This window comes from Candidatus Hydrogenedentota bacterium (assembly GCA_019637335.1).
In the GTDB taxonomy this organism is placed as follows: domain Bacteria; phylum Hydrogenedentota; class Hydrogenedentia; order Hydrogenedentales; family JAEUWI01; genus JAEUWI01.
Window position 1 is genome coordinate 500,167 of sequence record JAHBVV010000001.1, and the last position, 18,848, is coordinate 519,014.

Annotated in this window: 17 protein-coding genes; 9 read left to right on the plus strand and 8 right to left on the minus strand. The window is 63.0% G+C overall.

Features of this window, described 5'->3' with window-relative positions:
* Positions 1-573: 573 nt before the first annotated feature.
* Positions 574-1,182 (plus strand): hypothetical protein, encoded by a 609-nt coding sequence (locus KF886_01820; GenBank protein MBX3176075.1) that lies wholly within the window; start codon positions 574-576, stop codon positions 1,180-1,182.
* Positions 1,183-1,463: 281 nt separating this feature from the next.
* Positions 1,464-4,922, plus strand: a complete 3,459-nt coding sequence (locus tag KF886_01825) for a DUF1080 domain-containing protein (protein ID MBX3176076.1) — start codon at positions 1,464-1,466, stop codon at positions 4,920-4,922.
* A 2-nt stretch (positions 4,923-4,924) separates the two neighbouring features.
* Here the strand turns inward: KF886_01825 and KF886_01830 are convergent, their stop codons facing one another.
* The 3 genes from KF886_01830 to bioC form a co-directional block, all read right to left on the minus strand.
* The gene (locus KF886_01830; protein MBX3176077.1) at positions 4,925-5,380 is read right to left on the minus strand and encodes a hypothetical protein; all 456 of its coding nucleotides are present in this window, start codon (positions 5,378-5,380) and stop codon (positions 4,925-4,927) included.
* 66 nt (positions 5,381-5,446) lie between these two features.
* On the minus strand, positions 5,447-6,094 hold the full coding sequence (locus KF886_01835) for a CoA pyrophosphatase (GenBank protein MBX3176078.1): 648 nt from the start codon (positions 6,092-6,094) through the stop codon (positions 5,447-5,449).
* Between the two features lie 59 nt (positions 6,095-6,153).
* Positions 6,154-6,939, minus strand: a complete 786-nt coding sequence (gene bioC, locus KF886_01840) for a malonyl-ACP O-methyltransferase BioC (protein ID MBX3176079.1) — start codon at positions 6,937-6,939, stop codon at positions 6,154-6,156.
* Positions 6,940-7,362: 423 nt separating this feature from the next.
* Between bioC and KF886_01845 the strand changes: the two genes are divergently transcribed.
* The 4 genes from KF886_01845 (at position 7,363) to KF886_01860 (ending at position 12,511) form a co-directional block, all read left to right on the plus strand.
* A complete protein-coding gene (locus KF886_01845) occupies positions 7,363-8,598 on the plus strand; it encodes a hypothetical protein (GenBank protein ID MBX3176080.1) in 1,236 nt (411 codons plus the stop codon).
* 208 nt (positions 8,599-8,806) lie between these two features.
* On the plus strand, positions 8,807-9,706 hold the full coding sequence (locus tag KF886_01850; protein MBX3176081.1) for a sugar phosphate isomerase/epimerase: 900 nt from the start codon (positions 8,807-8,809) through the stop codon (positions 9,704-9,706).
* Positions 9,707-10,044: 338 nt separating this feature from the next.
* On the plus strand, positions 10,045-11,190 hold the full coding sequence (locus KF886_01855) for a Gfo/Idh/MocA family oxidoreductase (protein ID MBX3176082.1): 1,146 nt from the start codon (positions 10,045-10,047) through the stop codon (positions 11,188-11,190).
* Positions 11,191-11,491: 301 nt separating this feature from the next.
* On the plus strand, positions 11,492-12,511 hold the full coding sequence (locus KF886_01860) for a Fic family protein (protein ID MBX3176083.1): 1,020 nt from the start codon (positions 11,492-11,494) through the stop codon (positions 12,509-12,511).
* Between the two features lie 62 nt (positions 12,512-12,573).
* On the opposite strand, the gene KF886_01865 is transcribed toward KF886_01860, so the two are convergent.
* The gene (locus KF886_01865; GenBank protein ID MBX3176084.1) at positions 12,574-13,320 is read right to left on the minus strand and encodes a hypothetical protein; all 747 of its coding nucleotides are present in this window, start codon (positions 13,318-13,320) and stop codon (positions 12,574-12,576) included.
* A 301-nt stretch (positions 13,321-13,621) separates the two neighbouring features.
* Between KF886_01865 and KF886_01870 the strand changes: the two genes are divergently transcribed.
* From KF886_01870 to KF886_01880, 3 genes are all read left to right on the plus strand, one after another.
* Positions 13,622-13,843 (plus strand): hypothetical protein, encoded by a 222-nt coding sequence (locus KF886_01870; protein ID MBX3176085.1) that lies wholly within the window; start codon positions 13,622-13,624, stop codon positions 13,841-13,843.
* A 159-nt stretch (positions 13,844-14,002) separates the two neighbouring features.
* Positions 14,003-14,632 carry a GNAT family N-acetyltransferase gene (locus tag KF886_01875; GenBank protein ID MBX3176086.1) on the plus strand — a complete coding sequence of 210 codons (630 nt, stop codon included), beginning with the start codon at positions 14,003-14,005 and terminating at the stop codon, positions 14,630-14,632.
* Positions 14,633-14,634: 2 nt separating this feature from the next.
* Positions 14,635-14,850, plus strand: a complete 216-nt coding sequence (locus KF886_01880; GenBank protein MBX3176087.1) for a hypothetical protein — start codon at positions 14,635-14,637, stop codon at positions 14,848-14,850.
* Positions 14,851-15,035: 185 nt separating this feature from the next.
* Here the strand turns inward: KF886_01880 and KF886_01885 are convergent, their stop codons facing one another.
* The 4 genes from KF886_01885 to KF886_01900 all read right to left on the minus strand — a co-directional run bounded on the left by KF886_01885 (position 15,036) and on the right by KF886_01900 (position 18,836).
* Positions 15,036-15,773: a hypothetical protein gene (locus KF886_01885; protein MBX3176088.1), complete on the minus strand. Its 738-nt coding sequence runs from the start codon at positions 15,771-15,773 to the stop codon at positions 15,036-15,038.
* 78 nt (positions 15,774-15,851) lie between these two features.
* A complete protein-coding gene (locus tag KF886_01890; protein ID MBX3176089.1) occupies positions 15,852-16,613 on the minus strand; it encodes a hypothetical protein in 762 nt (253 codons plus the stop codon).
* Between the two features lie 481 nt (positions 16,614-17,094).
* The gene (locus KF886_01895; GenBank protein ID MBX3176090.1) at positions 17,095-17,661 is read right to left on the minus strand and encodes a DUF4276 family protein; all 567 of its coding nucleotides are present in this window, start codon (positions 17,659-17,661) and stop codon (positions 17,095-17,097) included.
* Entirely contained in the window at positions 17,658-18,836 is a 1,179-nt protein-coding gene (locus tag KF886_01900) for an AAA family ATPase (protein ID MBX3176091.1), read from the minus strand. Before KF886_01900 ends, KF886_01895 begins: the two co-directional genes overlap by 4 nt.
* Positions 18,837-18,848 lie beyond the last annotated feature (12 nt).

The window sequence follows — 18,848 nt, forward strand, 5'->3', positions numbered from 1 at the left end:
TCCGGGGCAGTGTAACGCGAAAGGGTAATCTATTCCTATTGGACTGCGCGGCGCGGCCGCTGGTCTCGAACCGAGTTTGTCAATCGCGAATGGACGCAGGGCAGCCTTGGGCCGCAACCAAACAAAGTTGATCCGCGAATTAACGCGAATGGACACGAATGAATAAACGGACCGTCCCGCTTTGGGATACCGGGGCTGTGTTCACGGCATCAATGGACAGGTCGAACCCGCCGCTCAAGCTGCTTCAGCCCGGAAGGTAAAGCGACGTTGGCGCACGTTGTTCGGTTGGAGTGAATACCTATCCGCCACGGCAGCCGGAGTACGGGCGGGAGATCTTTCCGGGAAGCGTGGAGAAGGATGGATAGTTGGACGTGGGGTTGCGCTGGCGCGAAGAACACGCGCCATTTTGGAGCAGATCGAGGTTTTCTACGCATAGAATGGAGAACTTTTGCGCGGGGCGCTTGTGAAATCTCGCGTTTCGCGCTATAATGACAGAAACTTGGCGGTTCACAGGCGCTCAACGTGGATAGTGTGCGACGTGCTGGACAACAGCGGGACGAGGAGGATATTACCGTGAAGAACCTGCGATTTGGGGGATTGATCGCCTTGGCGATGGGGATCGCGCAGGCGGCGTCGGCGGGGTTTGTGGGGACGATGGATGGAAGTGCGAGCGGCGTAGACAGTTTCGGGCCCGGGCAGGCGACGCTGGACAACACTCCGCCCTGGGAAGGGGGAACCATTGAGTTTTCGGCGCTACTTACCGGGGAATTCCAGGACAACTCGCCCGCGGACGAAATCGACCTGACCTTCAATTTTTTTGAATCTGGGGGCCTTACGTTCCTCGAACTCTTTACGGAGCGAACGAGCGGCGATATCTACACCTTCTCGGGTGTGACCGTTGAGTTTTCAAACTGGACCTACAATCCGTCCGGGTATGTGTTAAATGGACTCGCATTGGCGGACGGCGACTTGCAGGGGTTGAATTTCGGGTTTACCGACGATACCCTGACAATCGAATTCGATGATTTTTATGTCGATGAGAGCCGGTCGGTTGGGATTGAGCTCATATTTGCGGAGGAAACGGGTCCGGGGACGCCGGTGGTTCCGCTTCCGGGTACGCTTACGTTGGGCTTGCTGGGGTTTGGCGGTGTTGTTGTGGCGCGGAGATTTCGCCGTGCGTAGGTAGAGCAGGATTTGATAGTGCAAGCACGGACCAGGGCCCTCTTCGGAGGGTCCTGTTGTTTTTGGATCGACGCGCTGGGCAACGTGCGGTGTCGCACGGGCGGGAATGCCTGTGTTCCCGGGCTGGGTTGCTGGACAGGGCGCGGCGGAATGGATTAGGCTTTTGCGATATCCGGCGATCCCCGCGCGCCACGCCCGTGGCGGGCCGCCCTGGCGGCCGGGGGCCACACGCGTGCGCCCCTTCCGGCGGGAATCCACCCCAACCATGGAGGAATTTCCCCGTGTTGTCTACCTCATCCCCGCGCGCGCTGCTGTTGGCGGCCGCGCTACTTCTGTCACCGCTGTCGGCTCCGGCGGCGGACGATGGCTTCACCCCGCTGTTCAACGGTAAGGATTTGACCGGTTGGACGGGCGATATGAATCTCTGGCGCGTCGAGAACGGCGAGATAGTCGGATCGACGAAGGGCGTGAAGCTGGAGAAGAACAGCTTCCTGTCCACGGAGAAGTCCTACTCGGATTTCGTGCTGCGGGTGAAGGTGAAGCTGATCAATCACAACAGCGGCATACAGTTCCGGAGCGAGCAGCTTGAGGATCACGCGGTGGCGGGATACCAGGCGGACGTGGCGGAGCAGACCTATTTCGGGATGCTTTACGAGGAGCGGAAGCGCGGTATCCTGCCGTACTGGAACGAGTACACGGACAGCCAGCGCGCGGCGATTGCGGATGTGGTGAAGCACGGCGACTGGAACGAGTACGTGATCACGTGCCAGGGCGATCGCGTGAAGATGGTGCTGAACGGCTACACGACCCTGGATTTCGTGGATCCCGAGGGCGCGAAGGCGGGGATTATCGCGCTTCAGCTGCATAGCGGACCGGAGATGGAAGTTCGGTTCAAGGACATCGAAATCAAGGAACTCGGCGAAAAGGTGGCCTTGAAGGAGGGGGAACTTCTCCCCGACTTCGAGGCGCGGGAGGCGAAACTTTCCTACCTGGGGGAGCGCTTCCGGCTTCCCGAGGGGTTCTCCGTCGAGGAAGTCGCGACGCATGAATTGACCGGTTCACTCATCACCCTGACCTTCGACCACCTGGGCCGCCCCGTTGTGGGGGCCCAGGACGAGGGGATCCGGGTGCTGGTGGACGAAAATGGCGACGGGCGTTATGAGGCGCAGGAAAGCTTCAGCGAAGCGGTGACCCGGGTTATGGGGTTGCTGTTCCTGGGGCCGGGGGATCTTCTGGCGCAGGGGAACGGCCCGGAGGGTCCGGGCCTTTACCGGCTCACGGACGCGGATCAGGATGGCCAGGCGGAGCAGACGACGCTGTTGATGGCGTCGGACGGCGGCATGGGGGAGCACGGCCCCCATGCCATCCAACGGGGGCTGGACGGGTACATTTACGTGCAGTACGGCAACCACGCGCGTCCCGCCGCGCCGTTGGATGCGCGTTCGCCGAGCCGGGATCTTCGCGAGGACTACCTGCTGCCCCGGTACGTGGATCCGCGCGGCCACGCGAACGATGTGATGGCGCCGGGCGGGACGATAGTTCGGGCGGACCCGGCGTTTACGAAGTGGGAGCAGGTGGCGGGGGGCTTTCGCAATGCCTACGATTTCGCTATCGATCGCCACGGCGAGTTGCTCACGTTTGATTCGGACATGGAATGGGATCTGGGCCTGCCGTGGTTTCGGCCGATCCGGGTGATTCACGTGACGCCGGGCGGCGATTACGGCTGGCGGACGGGTTCCTCGAAGATGCCCGCGTACTACATCGACACACTTCCGGGTGTGAGCGATGTAGGCCGCGGGTCTCCGGTCGGGGTTTGCGTTTATGAACACGATGCGTTTCCCCCGGAATACCGCGGCGCCTTCTTCATGGGCGACTGGTCGCGGGGGCGTATTCGCGTGCTGTTTCCCGAGCCGTCGGGCGCGACTATTGCGGGCCGGGCGGTGGATTTTCTGGTGGGCGAGCCGTTGAACGTGACGGACCTCGATGTGGCGCCGAACGGGGACTTGTATTTTGCGACCGGCGGGCGCGGCACGCAAGGCGGGGTGTACCGCGTGCGCTATGGCGCCGGCCAGGAGGCCCGCCCGGCGCCCGTTACGATTGCGGCAGTGTTGGATCAGCCCATGCCCCGGTCGGCGTGGGGCCGGCATGCGATCGAATCCGCGCGGGAGGCGATGGGCGAGGCGTGGGGCGCGGGCCTGCTGGATGCCGCGCAGGATCCCGGGCTGGAGCCGGACTTGCGGGTTCGCGCGATCGAGGCGCTGCAGGTGTTTGGTCCGCAGCCCGAGCCGCACGTGCTTGCGCAACTCGCGCGCGATCCGGAGCCGCGGGTGAAGGACGCGGCGATCTATTTGATGGGCTGCGGATCCTTTGAGACGTTCCGGGAGCCGCTGATTAACGCGCTGTACGACAAGGACGCCTCGGTAACGCGGCGCGCGTGCGAGGCGATTGTCCGGTCCGGCCTTGACGAGGCGACGCGGGTGGAGACGCACGAGGGCCTGATTTCCGGGCTGTACCTGCTGCTGGACAGCGAGGACCGGCACGTGCGCTATGCGGCGCGGCTGGCAATGATGCGCATGCACCGCGATCTCTGGTCGGATCACATGTTGCGCGACGATATCGGGCGGCGACCGCGCGGCGCGCTGGAGGGTCTGGCCGCGCTAATCGCGACGCAGCGGGCGGCGGTGCATTCGGACGCGATCTTCGCGAAGCTGGACGCGATCAGCCAGGTTCCGCTGGAGACGCCGGCGCTGCTGGATTTCCTGCGCGTGATTCAGCTCGCGCTGATCCGGGATGTGACGGGTGGCGACCGTCTTGAGCCGTTTCGCGCGGCGATGGGGCCGCGGCTTCTGGGGATTTTCCCGCACGCGGACGCGCGGGTGAACCGGGAGCTTCAGGTGGTATTGGCGGCGCTGGCTCCGCCCGGGGCGGTGGAGGCGCTGATCGCGTATCTGACGCCGGACAAGCCGCAGGAGGAGCAGATCCACACGATGTATGCGCTGCGGGCGATCGAGCGCGGGTGGACGGAGGCGACGCGCCAGGCGGCGGTGGCGTGGTTTGATCGGGGGCGCGAGATGACGGGGGGCGCGAGCATCCAGGGCTTCATCGACAATATGTGGTCGGACTTGATGGCGCGGCTTCCGGAGGCTGAGCGCGTGGCGGCGGAGGAGCGGAAGGCGCGGTCGCTGCGCGCGCGGGAGGAGGAGACGCTTGCGCTGCTGGCGGAGATGGAAGGCGAATCGGCTCCGGAATCGGACCTGGTAGCCATGAGTTTTGAGGAAATCGCGGAGTATCTGGAGTACGATCCGATGGCGTACACGCCGCGCGATCTTGAACAGGGCAAGCGGGTGTTTCTACGGGCCAAGTGCGCGAACTGCCATGTTTTCGGGAGCGTGGGGCAGGGCGGCGGTCCCGATCTATCGACCGTGGCGAGCCGTTTTCGCCGGCGTGATCTATTAGAGGCGATTATGTATCCCTCGCGCGTTGTCTCGGACCAGTACGAGGGCGTGGAGGTGGAACTCGACGACTTTACGACCGTTTCGGGCATGCTTGCCGGGGAGAATGCCGAGCGGCTAACGCTGATAACGCTTCAGGGCGAGCGGGTGGATATTCCGAAGGCGTCGATCGAGTTGCGGACGAAGCTGGAGCGCTCCACGATGCCGGAAGGGCTCGTGCAGACGATGACCCTGGAGGAACTGGTCAGCCTGGTGCAGTTTCTGGAGCGGGGCGGGGACGAATCGTAGGGCTACTTTCCGCAGCCGCACTTTCCACTGCCGCATCCACCACCGCCGCCGCCTTGCGTGACCGGAGGTACGAGATGGAGGGTACCCACCGGGACGGGCGCGGGCACGGCCGGGGGCCGGGCGGTCGTGTACCAGGCGGCCGCCAGGGCGAGGCTCCAGAGCCCGGCGATGAGCAGGCCGCCTCCCTCGCGGGTGAGCTCGCTCTTGAGGTAGGGGGCCTCGAAGCCGGGGAGCAGCCAGAAGAAGCCGCCCAGGTAGCCGATCATGCCGGGTATCGCCCAGCCGGTGTAGACGCCGAAGGCGGCGGGGAGGGTGATTACGAGGCTATAGCCGTAGATCAGCATCCAGACGAAGCCGTCGGGGTCGTTCCACTGCACGGCGACCGACGCGCTGAGCGGCAGGAGCATGAATGCGGCGGCGATACGGAAGAGCAGGTCGCGTTTCTTGTTGGACTTCATGACTACCTCGCGAAACAGCTGGTTTGGATTCTACGCCATCGGCGTTGAGTGTAACATGGCGGGCGGCTACTCCACATCCGTGAGCGGCCGCTCCGTCGGCAGGGTGACATCGAACAGGCCCATGAACTGGGCGAGAATGCGGTAGGTGAGGCCCCAGATGGTGTAGGGGCCGTAGTTAAAACAGGAGAATGCCCGTTGCTCGGGATCGCGCGGGTAATAATAGGCGCCGATGCTTGCGGTATCGGCGAGAAACGAGAGGGGCACCCATACCGTCTCGGCGACTTCGTAGTTGTGGGCCAGCGGTCCGGGGTCGGGGTGGAAATAGACCATGGGGCAGACAGCGAGCTCGAAGGTGCGGAGGCGTCCGCCCGAGATGTCGTTGAGGCGCCCGAGAAGCATCTCGGGGGCGAGGGCCAGCCCGACCTCCTCCAGGGTTTCGCGGCGCGCGGCGGCTTCCGGGCCGTTGTCGCCGGGGTCCACGTGCCCGCCGGGAAAGGCCATCTGCCCGGACCAGGGGTCGTCCGCGCGTTCGGCGCGTTTCATAAAGAGGGTTTCGAGCGCGCCATCCGGCCCGTGGCGCAGCACCATGGCGACCGCCGCGACGCGCGGGGTGTTTTCCGAGGGGCGCGTGTCGGGGCTGTGAAGCGCGAGCACATTGCGGATCTGTTCGAGGGCGTCGGTCGCGGCGAATTCTGTGTTGGACGAAATGAACACTACGGACTCCTCATCGCATTGGCTGCCGGCATTGCGATGTACTTCGGTCCAAAACCGGATTATACCACTTGCCCCGGCTTGCGGGCGATGATCACTATGGGGTGGTAGGTGAGGGCGACTCCGCCGTCGAAAGGGTGGGAGCGCTCGAATTCGGCGCAGAACCGATTGAGTTGCCGGGGCGTCCAGCGGCATTCGGCGAGGCCGTTCACCCCGGTTTTCCGCAGGTGGCGCAGGACGTCGAGCGCGCTGTCGAAACGGAGGGGATGACGCCACTCCCGGGCGACCAATACCTCCATGCTACCGGCAAGTATCGCACGGAGGCTGTCGAGCGGCGGGTAGGGGAGGCCAATGCCGGTGGCGTTGCGGAGCTCGCGCAGGTTTTCGGGTCCGAAGGTGCTGAAGGCGAGGAGGCCGCCGGGGCGGAGATGCGCGGTGATTCTAAGGAGAAAGCGGGCGGTGTCGCGGAGCCACTGGAAGGTGGCCCCCGAGATAATCAGAGACTGCGCGGCCGGGAACTCAGTGATGGCCTCAATGTCGCCCGGCAGGCAGGCGACGGGTCCGGCGCCGCCGCGTCTCAGGAAGTCGGCGGCGTTTTCGGCGAGGTCGGGGACGAGGTCGTTTACGGTGCAGGCCCCCAGATCGAAGGCGTCCGCGAGCTCGCGCGTGACGAGCCCGGTGCCACAGCCGAGCTCCAGGACGCGGTCGAGGCGGTGCGGACAATAGTCGCGCAGGGGAGCGATCAGCGCGCGGGCCATCTCGCGTTGCACGATGGCGTGCTGGTCGTAGGTGGCGTGGTTGCGGTGAAAGGCGCGGGCGACGCGATCGGTGTTGATGGTGGCGTGCATGGGGCGGCGGAACTGCGTATGGGCGCCGGGCGTCCGGTATGTGGGGGCGGCGGCGGGTATGGCGGTTGGTACGGCGGGCGACTGGCGGGTAGCGCGGGTTTCGCCCTTCCCCGGAGCGGGGTGTGGATGCGGTATTGTATCCGCCGGGGGGCGCGCGCGGCAACGTGGAAGGGGGTGTTTCGCGGCGCGACAGGGCGGGTGCGTTCCGGCGTGGCGCAGATTTTACAACGGGCGTTATTGCGGCTTATTATACCGCTCTTGGGAATTATCCAGATGGGGTCCGGGCCGCCCGTGCGGGCGGCGGGCGCATTCTGGTAACACCCGCGCCCGTTTCACCCCGCGCCGGCGCCGAAATCGAGTATTGGGGATTTCAGGCGGGCGGCGCCACGACCAGGTAGTGTCTTGCTTTTGAAGGAGTTGACCATGAATACCCTTACCGGAGAGAACGCCGCGCAAGCGGCAAAACAGGCCCTGGAAGCGGGCGAAGGCATCCTGCGGCTGGCGCCGAACTGGGTGCCGCGATCCTTCTTGCAGCCGGGCCGGCGGCTCAAACTGCACCCGCAGGACTACTACGCGTACGGCAAGCACCGGGGCGGCATCGACGAGCGCTGGTTCGGGTCGACGACCCCGGCGGCGAACGAGAACCGCAACGAGGACGAGGGCCTGAGCTATGTGGTGCACGACGGCGCGCGCTTCACGCTGAAGGATGCGGTGGACGCGCTTGGCGGCGCGGTTATCGGCCAGTCCATGTGGGACACGTACAAGAAGTGGCCGGTGTATTCGAAGTTTTTCGACAATATGGGCCCGATCCCGCACCACATGCACCAGAACGCGGAGCAGGCGGCGCTGGTGGGTCAGGAGGGGAAGCCGGAGTCGTATTACTTCCCGCCGCAGATGAACGCGATCGGCAACAACTTCCCGTATACCTTTTTCGGGCTGGAGCCGGGCACGACGCGCGCTCAGTTGCGCAAGTGCATCGAGGACTGGAACAAGGGTGACAACGGCATCCTGGATCTTTCCAAGGCGTACCGCCTGAAGCCGGGTACGGGCTGGCTGGTGGGTCCGTGCATTCTTCATGCGCCGGGCTCGCTGGTGACCTACGAGCCGCAGTGGGGCAGCGACGTGTTTGGCATGTACCAGAGCCTGGTGGAGGGGCGCGACGTGCCCTGGAGCCTGCTGGTGAAGGATATGCCGGAAGACAAGCACCAGGATATCGATTTCATCGTGGACCAGCTTGACTGGGACGCGAACGTGGATCCGAACTTCAAGGACAACCACTACCTGGAGCCGATTGTCGACACGCAGGACGACGGCCACTATGACCGGTGGATCGTGTATGGCGATGTGAACGGCAAGCAGTACTTCTCCGCGAAGGAGCTGACGGTGCTGCCGGGCCACCGGGTGACGGTGAAGGACAACGGCGCGACGAGCCTGATCGCCGTGCAGGGCCGCGGCCGCATCGGCAACCTGCCGCTGGAGAGCCCGGACATGATCCGCTTTGGCGAGATGACGGAAGACGAGGTGTTTGTCTCCGAGGCGCGCGCGAAGGAAGGCTACGTGGTGGAGAATCTGGCGAAGGAGTGCCCGCTGGTTATCCTGCGCTACTTCGGGCCGGGCGTGAACCCGCAGGCCCCGAAGGTGGGGAGCTACGCGCGGTAAGTGTGATGGAGAGTTGAAGGGCCTTGCACGTCCCCACAGGGACAGCAGGGACTTCAGGGACGGCAGGAGGTCGTGGCGATCTGCTGTCGCTGAAGTCGCTGCCGTCCCTGCAACCAGGGGCTGGGGCTCCAAGCCACCAAAGAATCCTGACAGGAAGCGAGAGCGGGCGGTTCAGAGCCGCCGTAAACCAGAAGGGAAACACCACACCATGAAGAAGATTTCGATTGGAAGCTGGGCCTACAGCATTGGCCCGTATCAGGACAACCCGATTCCCTGGGAAGAGGTGCTGCAGGGCCTGAAGGATCTGAACTTCGACGGTGTCGAGGTGGGCGGGTTTTCCATCCACCCGAGCCCGGAGAACGCCCCGAACAAGGAAGATCGGGAGAAGCTCGTGGCGCAGGCGAGGGAATACGGCCTGGGCTTCTCCGGGTTCGTGCCCAATCTCTGGGGCGAGAAGCTGATCAACACCGAGGACAACGCCGCCTACATCGCGGCCTTCTCGCACGGCGCCCAGTTCGCGCATGACCTGGGCATCCAGGGCATTCGCGTGGACTGCGTGCAGCCTCCGACGATCCACGCCGAAATCGACTACAACATCGCCAAGGAACGCGTCGTCAATACGTGGAAGGAATGCTCCAAGATTGCCGCGGACCTGGGGTGCTATGTGACGTGGGAATTCGAGCCGGGATTCGCCTTCAACAAGCCCTCCGACGTGCTCCGGATTGTGGACGAGGTGAACGAGGACAACTTCGGCATTGAGTTCGACACGTGCCACGCCGAGATGGTGGCGGGCAAGGGCGCGCGCCAGCATGGCGAGAAGGAAACGCTGCCGGGCGGCTGCCTGGAGATGGCGCAGAAGCTGAAGGGGAAGATCAACCACATCCACCTGATCGATTCCGACGGCACCCTCCACCACGACGAGACCAGCAGCCACCCGCCGTTTGGCGACGGGTACCTGGATTTCGACGCCATTATCCCCGTGCTGCTTGATTCGGGCTGCCCCCACGACTGGTGGACCATCGACCTCTGCTTCTGGCCGGACGCCTGGAAGGTGACCGAGCGCTGCAAGAAGAGCATCGACGCGATGAACAAGAAGTTCTGCGGCTGATACCGCGCTAACCGCCCCCCGGGAAACGGGGGGCGGTTTTGTAATTCGTAACGCGCTCTGCGTTGCCGTTGGCGATTGCAGGGACGTCAGAGACATCAGGGACGGCAGAGACTACGCAGGCCGCAGTTAATAGCGATGCTCGCGGGCCGCTGTCGCGGTTTCGGAGCTGCGCTGCCCTTACAGGGCGATTGGGATATGGCGTCCATTTCCCAGGGCGTTGCCCTGGGCTATGTTGCGCTGCCCCTTCGGGGCGAAGACCGGCAATGATTTAACAGGACCCCGCGGCCCGCCGCTGCGAAATGATCGGCCCCCACGGGCCACGACCCAGGAGAGACCCCATGGCAAAGAAGAAACTCAACATCGGCATGATCGGCTACGGCTTCATGGGCCGGGCCCACTCGAACGCCTTCCGGAAGGTCAACAACTTCTTCGACCTCGAATACCAGCCCGTGCTGAAGGCCGCGTGCGCGCGGAACGCGGAAAAGGCGCAGGCCTTCGCGGACAAGTGGGGCTATGAGAGCATCGAGACGGACTGGCGCGCGCTGATCGATCGGGACGACATCGACTGCATCGACATCGGCAGCCCGAACAACACGCACCACGAGATCGTGCTTGCGGCGGCGGCGAAGGGCAAGATGATCCTCTGCGAGAAGCCGCTGGCGATGGACGCGAAGGAAGGCGAGGAGATGACCGCGGCGGTGGAGAAGGCGGGCGTGCCGAATATGGTGTGGTACAACTACCGTCGCGTGCCGGCGATTACCCTGGCGAAGCGCCTCATCGACGAAGGCCGCCTGGGCCGCGTGTTCCACTACCGGGCGAAGTACCTGCAGGACTGGACCATCAGCCCGGAGCTTCCCCAGGGCGGCGAGGGCCTCTGGCGCCTGGACGCGGCGGTGGCGGGCAGCGGCGTGACGGGCGACCTCCTCGCGCACTCCATCGACACGGCCATCTGGCTCATCGGCGGCGTGGACAAAGTCACCGCGGCCACGGAGACGTTCATCAAGGAGCGCCAGCACAACCTGACCGGGAAGAAGCAGGAAGTCACCATCGACGACGCCTGCGCCTTCCTCGCGAAGTTCGACTGCGGGGCGCTGTCGACGTTTGAATCGACACGCTACGCCCGCGGCCGCAAGAACCAGAACACCTTCGAAGTCAACGGCCAGCACGGCTCCATCTACTTCGACCTGGAGGACCCGCACCAGCTCCAGTTCTTCGACAACAAACACGAGAGCCACGTCCACGGCTGGCAGACGATCCTTGTGACGGACTTCGAGCACCCCTACATGGACCACTACTGGGTGCCGGGGACGACGATCGGCTATGAGCACACGTTCGTAAACGCGATGGCGGATTTCCTCAAGAGCCTCGAAAGCGGCCAGGACCCGGTGCGCCCGAACTTCCGGGACGCGCTGGAGACGCAGTACGTGTGCGACGCGGTGCTGAAGTCTGGGAAGACCGGGGTTTGGGAGAGCTGCAAGCCGTGAGGTGAGTGCGGGGGCGTATAGATTGGTAGTGATAGAGGCGGCCCCGGCGTGATGCCGGGGCCGTTTTTTGCGAAGAAGGGGCGAAGCACCATTCGCCTTTGCAGGGCGAAGCCGCGTCGCGAAACGGGGGATCGAGGGAAAACGGAATGGTATACTGAAGCCGCCCGCGCTCCAACGGGATGGGCGCTGCGCCGCGGCGGCCCAAATCTGTTGCAGACCGGGTTTCGCCCGGTATATTGGCGTAGCTCGGTGATTGTACTATTCCTGATAGCCGTAGTTCCTCAACTGCTAAGGGTCCGCCGTGCCCGCGAAACACCGCTATGAGCCTCCATTTACGCTGAGCCCCAAGGTGTTGCATCTGGTTGCGGAGATTGGCGAGCAGATCGGGCGATATACGGTGCTGGCGGACAGCAGGCTGTCGCCGCGCCTGCGCCGGGCGAATCGCGTTCGCACGATTCATGCGTCCCTGGCCATAGAAAACAATACGTTAACGCTCGATCAGGTCACCGCGGTGATTGCGGGCAGGCGCATCCTGGGCGATCCTCGTGAAATCCAGGAGGTACGAAACGCCTTCGCCGCTTATGAGGCGATGGGCGCGTGGCATCCGGCCTCTCTGGTGGATTTGCTCGCGGCCCACGGCACGATCATGGCGGGCCTCGCCGACGATGCGGGGCGGCTGCGCGCGGGCAATGTGGGCGTTTTTCGTGGCGATGCCGTGGTTCACATGGCCCCGCCCGCGAAACAGGTCCCGCGATTGGTGGATGACTTGCTCGACTGGCTGGCGCGGACGGATACCCATCCCCTGGTCGCAAGCTGCGTCTTCCATTATGAGTTGGAATTCATTCATCCCTTTTCCGACGGCAATGGACGCATGGGCAGGCTGTGGCAAACGCTCATTCTCCGGCAGTGGAAACCGTTGCTCGCCTGCTTGCCTGTGGAGACCATCGTCCGCGATCGTCAGGCGACCTACTATGAAGTCCTGGGGGCGTCCGACGCCAACGCCAACTGTACACCTTTCGTGGAATTCCTCTTGGAGGCGATCCGCGAGGCGTTGCGCGAGGCAACGGCCACCGATCAAGTATTCGATCAAGTAACCGAACAAGTGAAACGAGTGCTCGCCCACCTGTCCGACGGCCCGTTGGGCGGCGCGGCGCTCATGGTCGCCCTGGGGCTTTCCCACCGCCCGACTTTTTATCAGAATTACTTGAACCCGGCGTTGGACGGCGGCTGGATCGAGCGCACGCAGCCGGATTCACCCCGAAGTCCGACTCAGCAATATCGGCTGACCGCGAAGGGGCGGCAGTGGGTAGGCGGGACGTGATGGAGATAGAAAGTGACAGCTTGAGGCGAACGGTTCCGGGGACAACGCCTCGCCTTTCCCCGTCAGCAACCACTCCTGGCGTTCCATCGGGCGACGAGACCGACCCGCTCGCCTTCTTTCGCGGCGGAGGATAGCAACAACGCCAAATCCGTATGCATGTAGGACGCGCTCAGGTTCATGAGCAGGTCCAACTTGCCATCGCGATCAAGATCTCCAGCCCACACCAGGGTGGGCGCAGCTTCACCGTCCAATGTTGGGATTTGAATGATGACCTGGTGCATGGAGGTTCGTCCGGGAAGTTCCATGAGGTGCAATTCATAGTCCCTGATTCGCGTATATCGTTCTCCCGGCTCCAATACGACATGCCCGGTTCCGAACAATTCCGTTAATACGGGTTGGCTGAGTTGCTTGATACTGAAGGTCGAGCGCATTCCCGGCTTCAAATTGGTGGCTGCAAACGCGGGTTTGAGCGCTATAAGTGGACCAGGGGCGGCGTCGCGGAGCCCGCGAACCAATAGGATCTGCTCACCGGCTCGCGAGGTCTTTATTTTTGTCGCGGTCTTCCGGACTCCATCGCCATCAATTGGATTGACCACCGCCTCGGTCGTCACGGAAGTAGAATGCAGGTAGAATCCGTTTCCGCTCGGAAAGATGCCCCACCAATCGTCGCCAGGCTCGATTTCCTCCGCGCTCACGAAAAAGCCCGAAATCGCAATCTGCACCGCGTCTTCGGCGGGCGCTTTGGGAGCGGCTGTGGCGAGGAGCGCCAGGATGACGCCGAGTGCGAAGTTTGTGGCGTGGTTGAACATGCGCGGTTGCCTCCTTGACGCGCCCGATGGCGGAGCGAACGCCAGATTAACCATTGGCCGCTACGCCGGTACAGTATATCATCCACGCGGGTGGCCTCCGGTTCCATTGGGAGGTATGCGGAGTCGCGGTTGGGGGCTTCGGGGGCAGGGTCGGCCTGCATGCATTGCCGCAGTCGGAGTCGTTCTATTCTGGAGCATGCGGCATGACGCCATTGGGCCGCGACGAGGCATTCGACGATTTGATGTACTTCGAGCTTTCGCGCGAGAACGCTGATACAATACTGAAAAGGAGCGTGTGACCATGGATGACAAATCCTCCAGAAGCCTTGAGTCACTTCCCGCGTGGTTGCAGCATGCCGTGGAGGTGGAGGCCCAATGCCGTTCCGTGGCCGCCGCGGGGCTGGCGTCGGAACTCGGCATGATCGACCGGGAACTCATTCGCAAGAGCCGCGCGGCGATGGAAGCGGCGGAAGCGGAAGCGGGCAGGGTCGCCCGTGAAGAGACGCCGCCCTACGGTGAGTAGGGGTGCTTGCTCGGGGTGTGTGCCGCTGAACCGGGCAATCTTTGTGTCCGGCGCCCGTCGGACTACGGGCACACGAATCGGCGTTGCCGAATCGCGTGGCACGGAAGTCTATGCCGCTGGCCGGCTGGTCGCATTTTAGTTCGCGAGGCTCTTTCCGCTATGAGCACCACACCAATCAAAATTCTCGACCGCACTACTGGCCAACCCATCGAAGCGGAATTGGTCGATGCCTTGGCGCCCGAGGACCTGATGGTGCTCGAAGCGGTGTGGACGCCGGAGCGTGCCCGAATTATCCTTGAAATCGGGCGCGCGGGGCTGCTTTATGCGGAGCGCCCCCAGAGCCTGGGCTGGAACTGGCGGGCCAAGTCGCACCACTTGCGCCTGACCCAAGCCTCCGGCTATGGCGTGGTCTGCCAGGACGAATGGCAGGGGGCCATGCTGACCAAGTCCGGGACCCATTTTTCGCGCCTTGGCAGTGACCGCGGTAAGCCGCTGGTGTACATCGATTTTCTGGAGGTGGCGCCGTGGAACTGGACGATTCCGGGGATTGGGCAATTTCGGCGGTACGGCTATATTGGACCACACCTTTTCGAGCGAGCCGTCCGGCAGAGTTGGGAAGATGGATTCGAGGGCCGGGTCGGGCTACACGCGCTTCCGCAATCGGAACCGTTCTATAGTGGCGCGTGCCGGATGGCGGCACTGGGCGCGGAGGAGGAGGAATACGGAAACTTGACCTACTTCGAGCTTTCGCGCGAAAATGCAGCAAGGATATTGGAAGGGTGCCGTTGATTATGAACACGAACACACCGGATGAACCGTTCCCGTACCCAGAGTGGATGCGCGGCGTTGCAGAAATCGAAGAGCAGTGTCTATCCGTCGCTGCCGCGGGCTTGGCATCGGAACTCGGCATGATCGACCGGGAACTCATCCGCAAGAGCCGCGCGGCGATGGAGGCGGCCGAGGCGGGCAGCGTCGCCCGTGAAGAGACGCCGCCCTACGGGGGGTAGGGGGTTGACATCCGGGGAAGGGGGGGGTAGTTCGACATTTGCCTCGTTTCTGGAAGCAAGCCTGTCCGTGCCTCGCGATCACGCGGCACGTCTGTTTCGTTCGACGCCGGTGGTTATACATCGCGCTCCATGCAGCCGCAGTCTCCCGCTCGCGACGGGTCAGCCGTAGCCTCCCGACCTCCCCGTCAACAGCCGCAGGTCCCGGTCCACTGGGCGACGAGGCCCACGATTTCACCCTCTTTCGCGGCGGAGGAGAGAAAGAGCATCAACTTCGTTTCGGTATGATGCTCCCCGAAATTGTAGATCAAATCCACATACCCGTCCCGGTCCAAGTCACCGGCCCAACGTAAGCGGGGTCCCTCACCCTTGATCTGTGATCGGGTATACAGCACCTGTTTAAGGGGTTTTTCGCCGCCGCGTTGCAGCACCAGTTGGTAGCCCGCCGCCGCCCTCTGTGTACCGCCGGAGGGATGTGGTGGCGCTGGGTCTGGTTCCGCGGTGATACGAATGGCTGCTTTCTCAGGCCCTGACCGCAACATCAATACGACGGATTTGCCCGGCTGTAGCGGGGCGGGATAGGGCGGCAGGTCCACTACATTGAGGGGGCCCGCAGCCGCGGACATCAGGCCCCGAAAAACGATGACGCCGTTGTTCCCGTCCGGTACACGAATCTGGCGGGGGGGCTTCTCCGGCGGGATCACCATGTCGGGGTCCGAAATGGCGCGGACGCGGGTGGGCTGGAGCGTGTATCCGTTGCCGTCGGGAAAGATGCCCCACCAGTCGCCCCCAGGCCGGATCTGTTCCTTCCATTCGTACAGACCGGCCACCGCAATCTGTGGCGGGGCCTCGGCCAGCGCGGGCTCCGCGATAGTGGCGCAAAAGACGATGGCCTGGAGCGTGAAGCGTGTTGATTTCATGTACATGGAAAGGGGGGCTCCCTGGTTTGTCCGATTGGCGACATTAGACTCGAAGAGCGCGGTACGCTGAGTCTGAGTCGGTTCTCAGCATCCCCCAACAGCGTTCCATCGGGCGACGAGACCGACCAGCTCGCCGTCTTTTGCGGCGGAGGAAAGAAACAGCGCCAGCTTGTTGACAATATAGAACGAACTGAGGTCGTACAGTAGATCCACTTTTCCATCGCGGTCCAAATCGCCGGCCCAGAGCAGGCTGGGGCACGGGTCATTTGGCAACCGCTGAAACTCCGGAAGCGCGGCAAGGAGCTGCGATTGTTGTTTACTTCCGGAGGTTCGAATCAATCGCAACTGGTAGCCCTTTAGCACTGTCGCCTCGCTGGGTCCGGACTCTTTGGCGGTTTCCTTTCCCTCGGCGACAATCTTCATCTCAACACCCGCGTCTTCGCCCTCCAGGGGCAGTTTAATCGTGTCTCCCGGCGCGAGATAGCGCCAGTTTTTGGCGGGTTTTATCGCGTCCAGCGGCCCGGCCGCGGCGGACATAAGTCCGCGAAGCAACGGTATACCCCGATCGTATCCGGGTACGGTGACCTGCGTGGCCGTCTTTCGGGTGTCTCCGTCCGCCAGGGGATTGACCACCGCCTCCACCCGCACGCGCGTGGGCTGCAGGGTATATCCGTCACCCTCGGGGAAGATTCCCCACCAGTCTCCGCCACCGCGAACCTTGTCGGCCGCCAGGTGGAGACCGGAGAGGGCGAGGTGAACGGAGTCTTCGGCGGGCGCCTGGGGCGTGGCTGTGGCGAGGAGGGCCAGGATGACGCCGGGTGCGAAGCGTGTGGAGTGGTTGAGCATGCGTGGTTGCCTCCTTGATGCGCCCGATGGCGGAGCGAACGCCAGATTAACTGTTGGCCGCTACGCCGGTACAGTATATCATCCACGCGGGTGGGCTCCGGTTCCATCGGGAGGTATGCGGGGTCGCGGTTGGGGGCTGGAGGAGGTAAGAATCGCTGGGTTGCGCGGGTTGGGTTGTCTCGGGGTTGCTGGAGGACGCGGAAGTCGTAGCCACCTGCGAGTCCATCGCAGCCGCGGGGCTCCCGGCGAGCCCGGCATGTTCGACCGCGAACAACAGCGCAAGGGCCGCGCGGCAGCCGAGGCCTTGCGACCGCAACGGCCCGTTCGTTGACGGCAGGCTGATAGCTGCCGCCGGGCGGCTGCAAACGCCCGTCCCCTCAACTTCCGCGACGGCCTCGAAACCCAATATGCCTTCGATGCCGGTCGAGATGTCGCCTTCGTCCGAGGCGTTCCACATGAAGAGAATGGCGAATTCGCGCGTTTATTTTGACGGGTTCTGATCCGCAACTATACGTCTTACACCACTCACCAGTTTGCGAAAGCTCCGGGAGGTGTTTCGTTCCATCGACAGCCGGGCTCCCATTTGGCGTGCTCCGGAAACTTTTTGAAACGCGGGGATGCGGTTTGCCAGTTCCCGGGCCGGATTCAATACGGCGTCGGGGTCGCGGAATGGCGCGAGGTTGCCGAGCGTCCGAAGCGAGTCGTCATTGTAGGCCTCGGCCAGCGCGTCAGGCTCGCCCAGATACCACGCCTCCAACTCCTGGCACGCGATGCGAACCAGTGTGTCGCCGCGTTCCGCATCTTCGCACAATGCCGTGAGACGTTGTTTCAGCGCGTGACAATCGGCCCCATCGTTGTCACGGAGTACGACAAATCGAACCCCGGGCTCTTTCCAGGCCCGTAGCTTGCGTGGGATGCTTTTTTCCAAGTCTTGCTTGCCTTCGTGGGGGACGCACAGGAACGGCAGATCCGGGAAGAGGCGGGGGATCAACACGTCGAGAAACGTTTTCATCGAACGTTCCTCAAGCAGGAATACGAGGCGGCTCATCGCGGGCCGGCTCCTTCGAAGAGCCCTTGTTTCCAAAGGGCGCCAGGCAAGTCGCCCTCACCGATTAAATTGCGGAGCAGTTCGCTGCCGGAAGCCCGCCGTATGGTGGAAAATCCATCTTGCTTGGCCAGCCAGTAAATCTCGCGTAGCGCGGCGCCGTTCAAGAAATCAGGTGAATGGGTCGAGACAAAGACCTGGCCGCCCCGGCGCGCATAATCTCGAAACTCTTCGATTAATTCGTAGAGGAGTTCAGGATACAGCTGATTTTCGGGCTCTTCAATGGCTAGCAATGGATGCGGCTTGGGGTCGTGGAGTAACACCAGGTACGCAAACATCTTAATCGTGCCGTCGGAGACGTACCGCGCGATGAAGGGGTCCTTGAAGCTGCCGTCCTGAAAGCGTAAGACGAGGCGGCCATCCTCGGTCGGTCGGGCTTCCACCTGTGTTACGCCCGGAACCCGGTCACGCATCTTAGCGACTATCTGGCTGAAAATATCCGGGTGATTTTCGTACAGATATTGCGCCACTTGTGCGACGTTATCACCGCGCGTCGAAAGATGTTCGGCATACCCGGCCTCGGCGCTGGGCCGCGCCTCGCTGATGTGAAAGTCCGAGGTATGCCAGCTCTCGATGAGGCTGCGGAACTCCGAGACCACGCGGAACTCCTTGAACTGGCCGAGCCCCTTAATCGCGAGCACGCTCGGATCTTCCAACTGGAATTCACTTCGTTGTTCCTGTGCGCCCTCCTCGCCGTAGACGGATTCGTTCGTTATAGCCGTACCGACGCCGCGCGAGAAATCAACGAAATGCCATGGTTTTCCGTACTGCCCTCTGCGAAACTTCAAGATCTCTCGATGTACGGCCGGTTTTCCCTGGTAGTGTTCGATTTCCAATTCGTAGGTGGCGAGCCTTCCGCCACTCTCCCTGAATTTTACGACGATCCCGATGGGGCCGGTTTCGCCCCGGCTTACCAGTTCCTTGAATCCGCCTCGCCGCGCCACCGCTTGCGCCACGTTCTGGCTCAAGGCGTCCTTGAGAAAGGAGAAAACATCGAAGAGTGTTGATTTGCCCGAACCGTTCGCACCGACGACCACAGCGAGACTTGGGAGGTCTTCGAGTTTTGCGTTGCGGAAGAGCCGGTAGTTCCGAATTTCAATTGATTCTATTTGCTGCATCAGAGGCTCGTT

What these genes read in the sequence shown, in the direction of transcription:
- KF886_01830 (MBX3176077.1), bottom strand. Translation starts at nt 5,380, where the DNA reads ATGAAGTCCAACAAGAAACGCGACCTGCTCTTCCGTATCGCCGCCGCA.
- bioC (MBX3176079.1), bottom strand. Translation starts at nt 6,939, where the DNA reads ATGCACGCCACCATCAACACCGATCGCGTCGCCCGCGCCTTTCACCGC.
- KF886_01845 (MBX3176080.1), top strand. Translation starts at nt 7,363, where the DNA reads ATGAATACCCTTACCGGAGAGAACGCCGCGCAAGCGGCAAAACAGGCC.
- KF886_01850 (MBX3176081.1), top strand. Translation starts at nt 8,807, where the DNA reads ATGAAGAAGATTTCGATTGGAAGCTGGGCCTACAGCATTGGCCCGTAT.
- KF886_01855 (MBX3176082.1), top strand. Translation starts at nt 10,045, where the DNA reads ATGGCAAAGAAGAAACTCAACATCGGCATGATCGGCTACGGCTTCATG.
- KF886_01865 (MBX3176084.1), bottom strand. Translation starts at nt 13,320, where the DNA reads ATGTTCAACCACGCCACAAACTTCGCACTCGGCGTCATCCTGGCGCTC.
- KF886_01870 (MBX3176085.1), top strand. Translation starts at nt 13,622, where the DNA reads ATGGATGACAAATCCTCCAGAAGCCTTGAGTCACTTCCCGCGTGGTTG.
- KF886_01875 (MBX3176086.1), top strand. Translation starts at nt 14,003, where the DNA reads ATGAGCACCACACCAATCAAAATTCTCGACCGCACTACTGGCCAACCC.
- KF886_01880 (MBX3176087.1), top strand. Translation starts at nt 14,635, where the DNA reads ATGAACACGAACACACCGGATGAACCGTTCCCGTACCCAGAGTGGATG.
- KF886_01885 (MBX3176088.1), bottom strand. Translation starts at nt 15,773, where the DNA reads ATGTACATGAAATCAACACGCTTCACGCTCCAGGCCATCGTCTTTTGC.
- KF886_01890 (MBX3176089.1), bottom strand. Translation starts at nt 16,613, where the DNA reads ATGCTCAACCACTCCACACGCTTCGCACCCGGCGTCATCCTGGCCCTC.
- KF886_01895 (MBX3176090.1), bottom strand. Translation starts at nt 17,661, where the DNA reads ATGAGCCGCCTCGTATTCCTGCTTGAGGAACGTTCGATGAAAACGTTT.
- KF886_01900 (MBX3176091.1), bottom strand. Translation starts at nt 18,836, where the DNA reads ATGCAGCAAATAGAATCAATTGAAATTCGGAACTACCGGCTCTTCCGC.